The sequence below is a fragment of the Rhodococcus sp. AC861 genome (genome assembly GCF_979256035.1).
The window spans coordinates 1-240 of sequence record NZ_CEEDMW010000100.1; the positions used below are offsets into that span (position 1 = coordinate 1).

Here is a 240-nt window from a genome sequence, read left to right on the forward strand (position 1 = left end):
CGCACCGGGGAGCAGCCCCAACAGGTGGCCGATCGGACCCATCTTGCGAATGGCCCTCCTCTGCTCGAGGCAGTCCTCGAGCGTCAGCTGCCCGGAGCCGATCGTGGCGGCCGTCTCCTCCGCCTGCTGGGCATCGAAGACGGTCTCGGCCTGTTCGATGAGGCTGAGGAGGTCGCCCCTGCCCAGGATCCGGCTCGCCATGCGATCCGGGTGGAAGAGCTCGAAGGCCTCGAGCTTCTC

General features: G+C 68.3%; 1 pseudogene. It reads right to left on the minus strand.

The annotated features are described in order from the left end of the window. Window positions 1–240: pseudogene (locus AC0IX4_RS23310) on the minus strand (signal recognition particle protein); the annotation flags it as partial.